The 8,165-nt window shown below is 70.4% G+C and carries 6 protein-coding genes; 3 read left to right on the top strand and 3 right to left on the bottom strand.

Going from position 1 to position 8,165, the window contains the following annotated elements; all coding sequences use genetic code 11:
- Window positions 1-62 precede the first annotated feature (62 nt).
- The 3 genes from ACWGIU_RS21835 to gap all read right to left on the bottom strand — a co-directional run bounded on the left by ACWGIU_RS21835 (window position 63) and on the right by gap (window position 4,877).
- The gene (locus ACWGIU_RS21835; RefSeq protein WP_453708213.1) at window positions 63-773 is read right to left on the bottom strand and encodes a response regulator; all 711 of its coding nucleotides are present in this window, start codon (window positions 771-773) and stop codon (window positions 63-65) included.
- 155 nt (window positions 774-928) lie between these two features.
- A complete protein-coding gene (gene adhE / locus ACWGIU_RS21830; RefSeq protein ID WP_453708211.1) occupies window positions 929-3,586 on the bottom strand; it encodes a bifunctional acetaldehyde-CoA/alcohol dehydrogenase in 2,658 nt (885 codons plus the stop codon).
- Between the two features lie 262 nt (window positions 3,587-3,848).
- Entirely contained in the window at window positions 3,849-4,877 is a 1,029-nt protein-coding gene (gap, locus tag ACWGIU_RS21825; protein ID WP_453708209.1) for a type I glyceraldehyde-3-phosphate dehydrogenase, read from the bottom strand.
- A 375-nt stretch (window positions 4,878-5,252) separates the two neighbouring features.
- On the opposite strand from gap, the gene ACWGIU_RS21820 reads away from it, so the two are divergent.
- From ACWGIU_RS21820 to ACWGIU_RS21810, 3 genes are all read left to right on the top strand, one after another.
- Complete coding sequence (locus ACWGIU_RS21820) at window positions 5,253-5,900, top strand: CBS domain-containing protein (protein ID WP_453708207.1); 648 nt, start codon at window positions 5,253-5,255, stop codon at window positions 5,898-5,900.
- A gap of 349 nt (window positions 5,901-6,249) precedes the next feature.
- Window positions 6,250-7,047: a sigma 54 modulation/S30EA ribosomal C-terminal domain-containing protein gene (locus ACWGIU_RS21815; RefSeq protein ID WP_453708205.1), complete on the top strand. Its 798-nt coding sequence runs from the start codon at window positions 6,250-6,252 to the stop codon at window positions 7,045-7,047.
- Window positions 7,048-7,208: 161 nt separating this feature from the next.
- Window positions 7,209-8,141: a universal stress protein gene (locus ACWGIU_RS21810; protein WP_453708203.1), complete on the top strand. Its 933-nt coding sequence runs from the start codon at window positions 7,209-7,211 to the stop codon at window positions 8,139-8,141.
- The last annotated feature ends 24 nt before the right edge of the window (window positions 8,142-8,165 follow it).

Raw genomic sequence — 8,165 nt, 5'->3', positions numbered from 1 at the left:
GGGCAGGGCCGCTCAGCCGTTTCGCGGGCGCGTGGACCCGCGCTCAGATCTTCGGACAGCCGTCACACCCTGCCGAACCGCCCTCTCTGATCTCCCTGGGCGGCCTGAGCCTGGGTGGCGATGACGGCAGCCTGCACTCGCCGTTCGACGCCCAGTTTGGCCAGCAGCCGGGAGATGTTGTTCTTGACCGTCTTCTCCGCCAGGTAGAGCCGCTGACCGATCTCACGATTGGTGCGCCCTTCCCCGACCAGGGCGAGAATCTCACGCTCGCGCTCCGTCAGGCCGGGCAGACCCTGCGGAAGCTCCTCCTGGGGAGGTCCGCCGCGCAGCCGGGCCATCACGCGGGCCGTGGCGCCGGGGTCCAGCATGGACTGCCCGGAGGCGACCGTCCGCACGGCGTTCACCAGGTCGGTACCGGTGATCTGCTTGAGCACGTAGCCGGACGCGCCGGCCATGATCGCGTCAAGCAGCGCCTCCTCGTCGTCGAATGACGTCAGCATCAGGCAGGCGAGGTCGGGCATCCGGGAGCGCAGCTCCCGGCAGACGCTCACACCGTCCCCGTCCGGGAGGCGCACATCCAGGACGGCGACCTGCGGACGCAGCGCGGGCACGCGGACGAGCGCCTGCTCGGCCGTACCCGCCTCCCCGACCACGATCAGGTCCGGCTCGGCGTCCAGCAGATCGTGCACACCGCGGCGCACGACCTCGTGATCGTCGAGGAGGAAGACCCTGACCGGTTCCTTCCCGGTGAGGCCGCCGCTGCTGTCCGTCATCGCACACTCCGAGTTCGCCGAATCTTCCGCCCGCCGGCGGATCCACTGCATCGTGCCGTGCGAGCGGGACCTTCAGCCAGGGCCGGATGGCCCTCATACGCGGCCGCACCCCCGATGGCTGCTCTGGACCACCGGGCCCGCCGTCCTACGCACGGTCAGGAGGAGGGAAGCGGCCGGGGCCCGGCGTAGTAGGCCGTGCGCATGATGTCCTTCATGTCGTCCAGCATCGGCATGCGCGGGTTGGCCGGGGCGCACTGGTCCTCATAGGCGTTCAGTGCCTGCTGCGGCAGCGCGCCGATGAAGGCGGCCTCGTCAAGGCCCAGGGCGCGGAAGGACGGCTCGATGCCCACGGCGTCCCGCAGGCGTTCCACCGCGGCGGCGTACGAGGCCACGCCCTCGGCGGGGGTGGATGCCGGGAGCCCGAGGGTACGGGCGATGTCCTGGAACCGCTCGGGCGCGCGGTAGCTCTCGTACTTGGGCCATCCCGTCAGCTTGCCGGGAACGGTGCCGTTGTAGCGGATCACGTGCGGCAGGAGGATCGCGTTGGTCCGCCCGTGGGCGATGTGGAAGGTGGCGCCCAGAGTGTGGGACATGGCGTGGACGATGCCGAGGAAGGCGTTGCCGAAGGCCATGCCGGCGATGGTGCCCGCGTTGTGCATCTTCTCCCGTGCCAGGCTCCGCCGTGCCGCCTGGCCGGTGACCGCCGCCTCGAGGTGCTCGAAGATCAGCCTGATGGCGTGCAGCGCCGGACCGTCGGTGAAGTCGTTGGCGTAGACGGAGACGTACGCCTCGGTGGCATGGGTGAGGGCGTCGAAGCCGCTGTCGGCGGCGAGCGACGCCGGCAAGTCGTTGGTCAGGACGGGATCGATGATCGCGACGCTGGGGGTCAGGGCATAGTCGGCCAGCGGGTACTTCTTGCCGGTCGCCGGATCCGAGATGACGGCGAAGGGGGTGACCTCGGCGCCGGTTCCCGAAGTGGTGGGGACGCAGACGAGGCGGGCCTGCTTGCCGAGCACGGGGAAGCGGAAGGCACGCTTACGGATGTCCGAGAACTTCTGCCGCATGTCGGCGAAGTCGACATCCGGCTGTTCGTACAGCAGCCACATCACCTTCGCCGCGTCCATGGGGGATCCGCCGCCCAGAGCGATGATGGTGTCCGGCCGGAAGTCGCGCATGAGGGCGGCGCCGCGCTGTACGGAGTCGATGCTCGGCTCCGGCTCGACGTCGTCGATGACCTGGATGGTCACGGGCTGCTGCCGCTGTTGCAGGACACGGCTGACGCGCTCCACGTAGCCGAGCCGGGTCATGGTCGCGTCGGTGACCACGGTGACGCGGTGGACTTCGGGCATCGCGGCGAGGTAGCGGATGGCCTGGGGCTCGAAGTAGATCTTCGGTGGCACCTTGAACCACTGCATGTTGTTCTGCCGGGTGGTGACGCGCTTGATGTTGAGCAGCTGGGCGGCCGAGACGTTGTCCGAGACCGAAGTACTGCCCCAGGAACCGCAGCCCAGGGTCAGGGACGGAACGAGACGGTTGTAGATGCCGCCGATCGCCCCCTGCGAGGACGGCGAGTTGACGATGATCCGTACGGTCTTCATACGGCGGCCGTAGCGCTCGGCGAGAGCCGGGTCACCGGTGTGTATCACCGCGCTGTGTCCCTGCCCGTGGAAGTCGACCATGCCGGCCGCGAGGTCGAAGCCCTCCTCGGTGGACGCGGCCCTCAGCACGGTGAGGACCGGGCAGAGCTTCTCCCGGGTCAGCGGCTCGTCGGGCCCGACGTGGCTCGCCTCGGCCAGGATGAGCGTGGTGTCTGCGGGCACGCTGAACCCGGCCTGCTCGGCGATCCGGTCGGGGCTCTGTCCGACGGCTGCCGGGTTGACGCGGCCCTGTCGGCCGGCCGGGTCGGGCGGGAAGAGGTAAATCTCCAGCTTCCGCTTCTCCTCCGCCGTGGCGATGTACGCGTGCAGGCGCCGGAATTCGGCGAGCGCCTCGTCGTACACCTCGGCGTCCAGGATGACCGCCTGCTCGGACGCGCAGATCATGCCGTTGTCGAAGGACTTGGACAGGACGAGGTCGTTGACCGCCCGGCGCACGTCCGCGCTGTGGTGCACGTAGGCGGGCACGTTGCCGGCGCCGACGCCGACGGCGGGCTTGCCGGCCGAATAGGCGGCCTTGACCATGGCGTTGCCGCCGGTCGCCAGGATCAGCGCGACGCCCGGATGTCGCATGAGGAGGCTCGTGGCCTCGATGGAGGGAGCCTCGATCCACTGCACGCAGTGCTCGGGTGCTCCGGCGGCGATGGCGGCATCCCGCACGATGCGCGCGGCCTCGGTGCTGCACACCTGCGCGGAGGGGTGGAAGGCGAATATGACAGGGTTGCGTGTCTTCAGCGCCAGCAACGCCTTGAAGATGGTGGTGGACGTCGGGTTGGTGACGGGCGTGACCGCGCAGAGCACGCCGACGGGTTCGGCGATCTCGATGATGCCCTCGATGTCGTCGCGGCCGATGACGCCGACCGTCCTCGCCCGGGCCATGCTGTGGGTGACGTGCTCGCAGGCGAACATGTTCTTCGCCGCCTTGTCCTCGAAGACACCCCGCCCGGTCTCCTCCACCGCCGAGCGCGCCAGGGCGGTGTGCTGATCAAGGGCGGCCACCGACGCCTTGGCGACGATGTGGTCGACCTGCTCCTGCGTGAAGGACTCGAAGTCGGCGAGCGCCTTGGAGGCGTTGTCGACCAAGATGTTCACGGCGATGAGCGTGTCCGACGGGGCGCCGTCGGCGGTGGGTCGGGGGTCGCTGGTCGCCTGAGTCATGGAAAGCTCCCTGGGTGTGGGTGGCGCTGTGGCCACATGGCCGGCCACCAGGGTGGCCACCCGTCCGTTCCGTCCTGTCCCCTACAGCCTCGCCCTGGACGCGTCCTCGGCTGAGGTCCCGAAGGTCCCTCGGCGGGGCCCGTTGGTCTCCGGCCTCCGCGTCCCACGGAGCCACGGTGGCGGCACACAGGATGGCGCCACCACGGTCCGGCTTTCCCCGCCACGACGGCGTCCACTGCCCAGGCTGCCGTCCGCCGCCCGCTCACGGAGCGTCGAGCAGCGTGGCGACGTACTCGGTCAGGTCGACCAGACGGTTCGTGTAGCCCCACTCGTTGTCGTACCAGCCGAAGACCTTGACCAGGTCACCGTTGGCCTGCGTCAGCGGGGCGTCCACGATGCACGAGGCGGGGTCGCCGACGATGTCGCGCGAGACGATCGGGGCGTCGCTCACCCTCAGGACGCCTTTCAGCGGTCCCGCGGCAGCTTCCCGAAAAGCGTCGTTGACGTCCTGTGCGGACACCTGCTGTGCCAGCACCAGGCTGAGGTCGGTCAGCGAGCCGTCTTCGACCGGCACGCGCACGGCGATGCCGTCCAGGGTGCCCGCGAGTTCGGGGAGCACCAGGCCGACGGCGCGGGCGGCGCCGGTGCTGGTCGGGATGATGTTGACTGCGGCCGTGCGGCCGCGGCGCAGGTCCTTGTGCGGGCCGTCGAGCACGACCTGGTCGTTGGTGTAGCCATGGATGGTGGTCATCAGCCCCTTGACGATGCCGAAGCGCTCGTCGAGGACCTTCACCATGGGGGCCAGGCAGTTGGTGGTGCAGGACGCGTTGGAGATCACGTGGTCCACGCGCGGGTCGTACACGGATTCGTTGACGCCCATGACGATGGTGGCGTCGACGCCCTTGCCGGGGACGGACAGCAGCACCTTGCGTGCTCCTGCCGTCAGGTGCCGGCCGGCTTCCTCCTTGGTGCGGAAGCGGCCGGTGGCCTCGATGACGACGTCCACGCCGAGCGCGTCCCACCGGAGGTCGGCGGGGTCGCGCCGGGACGTGACCGCGATGCGGTGACCGTCCACGGTGAGGGATTCGCCGTCGTGGTCAACGGTTCGGTGAAGCCGGCCGTAGGTGGAGTCGTAGGTGAGCAGATGGGCCAGCGCAGCAGGCGAGGCGAGGTCGTTGACGGCCACCACCTCGATGGGGGTGCCGCTGCTCGCCTCCGCGCGTTCCATGACGCAGCGCAGGTAGTTCCGGCCGATGCGTCCGAAGCCGTTGATTCCGATGCGTACGGTCATCTCCGCCGCCCTTCCCGTAGGTGCCGATGCGAGTGGTGCCAGCCTGAAGGCACTGCCGCGCCAGGGTCAGGGGCGAACGGGGTGCACCTCTGGGCCGGTGGTCCCTCTTCACGGCGGGCACAGCCCGGCCCGGCCTGTCGCGGGCCGAATGGCCCGGCGGACGGGTCCTGACCGGTTCTGTCCCCCGGCCTTCCTCCGCACCACATTGGAAGCAACGACAGGCACGGGGAGCAGACGAACCCGAGGGTTCCCGGCCCGGCGCCCTGCGCGGAGCGTCGGCGCAGTCGGAGGTCGGCCGCCTTCGGCGGTATCCGGAAACCTGCGAAACGAGTGGAGACGAGAACCGTGGGCGAAAAGCGGACAGTGGGCGAAATCATGACCAGCGAGGTGGTCCTGGCACGTCCCGACACCTCCTTGGACGAACTGGCCCGCATGCTCAGCGCCCACCGGATCAGCGGCCTGCCGGTGGTGGACGACGACGACAAGGTCATGGGCGTCGTCTCCCGGACAGATCTCGCCAGGCGGCCGGGCTGTCCTGGCCGGCGCGAATCCGCGCGGCACCGGTTGGCGCGCACACTACGGCTACCGGCCGGCACCCACCCCGTCGCGGGATCCGCCCTGGCGGCCGGCGCGCTGATGACCAGCCCGGCTGTCACCGTGCATCCCGAGCAGCGCGTCGTCGACGCCGCGCGCATCATGGAACGCCGCCACGTCGACCGGTTGCCGGTGGTGGACGAGGAGGACCGCCTCATCGGCATCACCACGCGACGTGATCTGCTGCGCGTCTTCCTGAGGACGGACGAGGAGATCCTCACGGACGTCGCCCGTGCTGTCTCGGGCCGGGCGCCGGCCGCGCACCGCATCGACGGGCTCCGCATCGATGTCCGCGACGGGATGGTCACCATGGTGGGATCACCCGAACCGGCCCTCGATACCGCGGGGTTGATCAGGGCCACATGGCGCGTGGACGGTGTGGTGGGTGTGGTGAACCGGCTGACGGCCAGCCGCGAGAGCGATCACTGACGACAGGGCGGGACACCACGAGGCTCTTCCGCCGGCCGAGGGCGCCCTGGGCTGCTGAGCTGGTTCGGAGGGGCGCGCTCGCAGCCACCCTCCACGCCGCGTTGGCCGGCGCCTTGGAGCCGCCGCCGACCCGAGCCGTGCCGCCCGTCCGGCACGCCACGCGATATCGGTCCGGGGCACGTCGACTTACCCGTCCGTGGTCTGTAGGCCGAACGGCCTTGCCCGGCCGACCGGAAGTCCCGGGTTCTTGCGTGGTGCCGGTACCAGTGGCGCCGTGGCGGGGTCCGGACGGCTCTGCCCGGGAGCGGCCGTCGGCAGACAGGCTGGAAGCGATCGAGGAGGAATTCTCATGAGCGGTCTCAAGACCAGCCGGACAGCCGACGTTCAGGTCCGCAACCGAGGGCAGGTACCCGATGGCGCGGACGTGTACGCCCAGGGAAAGATGCTCGCGGTGATCGGCCACGTGCGCGAACCTGTGCCGGCCGTGCGGGTGAAGCTCACGCAAGCCGTCAACCCTTCGGCGAACCGTCCGGCAACGGCTGAGGCCGTGGTGGACGTCAACGGCCAGCTTGTACGCGCCCACGTGGCCGCGAACACCATGTTCGAAGCGGTCGACCTCCTGCAGGAGCGCCTGGCTGCCCGGCTCGCCCGGCCACGGCGGTATGGGGCGGGCGACCCCCACGGCAACGACCCGCGCACCCGGACATGGCGGTACGGCGCAGGGCACGACCACCGTCCGTACCGGCATCACCTTCCCGTCGAGGAGCGCCGGATCGTGCGGCACAAGTCGTTCGGCCTGGTCCACCAGACGCCCGAGGACGCCGTGATCGACCTGGAAGCCATGGACCACGACTTCTGGCTCTTCACGGACCTGCCCTCCGGGCGGGACAGCGTCGTCTACCGCGACGTCCGTACCGGGCGGCATCGCATGGCTTCGCTGGGACCCCTGGGTCAGGAACGGGAGGTCGACGGTCTGCTGGGCGTGAGCGCGGTTCCCGTGCCGACGAGCAGTGTGACCGAGGCCGTTTCACGGTTGCACCTCACCGGGCTGCCCTTCGTCTTCTTCAACGACACGGCCACCGGCCGGGGCTCCGTCCTCTACCACCGCTACGACGGCCACTACGGCCTGATCACTCCGTCCCCGTAGCACGCTCCGGGCGACACCGCTTGCCAAGGCCTCGGCCTCAGCCGGTCCGGTCGGACCGCTCCTGGGGCCGGCCCGCAGCCCGCCGTCCATGCCGCGCGCCCGGCCGCCGATCCCCGGATCAGTGCCGCACACCATCCGAACACCCTCACCCGGAGGAAAACATGTCACGTACCGTCATCGCCGCTGTGGACGGCTCGGCCGAGTCGCTGGCCGCCGCGGAGTGGGCCGCCCGCGAGGCGCGGATGCGCCGTCTGCCTCTGCACGTCCTGCACGTCTGGCAGGACTGGTCAACGGCCGTCGCCCACGCCCCGTTCACCGGCCGGGAGACCACGCCGGGTGAGGGGGCGACCGTCACGCAGCACTGGGCCGAGCGGGTCCCCCGTGACGCGTCCGACCGTCTGCGGGAGGGACACCCCGGCCTGGAGATCACCGTCGAGCAGGTGTACGGCCGCCCTGCGGAGGTGCTGCTCTCCGCCGCAGAGAAGGCGGAAGTCCTGGTCGTGGGTTCACGAGGCCTGGGCGGCCTGGCCGGCTTCCTGACCGGATCGGTGTCCCTGCCCGTCATCGCGCACGCCGAGCGCCCGGTCGTCGTCGTACGGGCCGGTGAGCGGGCCGAGGATGAACTGCGGCCCGGGACCGGCGACAACGGGGACCGCACGGGGCAGTACCTCGACGTGGTGCTCGGCCTCGACCTCTCCAGGCCGTGCGACGAGCTGCTCGCGTACGCCTTCGAGGCCGCCGCTGCCCGAGCGGCCACCCTGCGGGTCGTGCACGGCTGGAGCGTACCGGTGATCGACGGGTTCGACCCTGCGGCGGCCGACCCCGGCCACGGCGTCGCGCTGGGGCTGCGCGAGGCCGGCGCCCTCACCGACGTACTGCGGTCGTGGCGCGGCAAGTTCCCCCAGGTCCAGGTCAAGGAGCAGTGCATGGTGGGCCGGCCTGCGGGTCATCTTGTGGAAGCGTCGAAGGACGCCTCGCTGCTGATCGTCGGACGGCGCATACGCCGGGCGGCGATCGGAGCGCACATCGGCCCGGTCACGCACGCAGTGCTGCACCACGCCACGACGCCCGTGGCGGTCGTCCCTCATCTCTGATCGTCGCGGGCCGCACCGAAGACG

It is taken from the genome of Streptomyces sp. NPDC054840 (genome assembly GCF_053611065.1).
The sequence above is the reverse complement of the archived record's forward strand: the minus strand, read 5'-3'. Positions and strand labels throughout refer to the sequence as shown.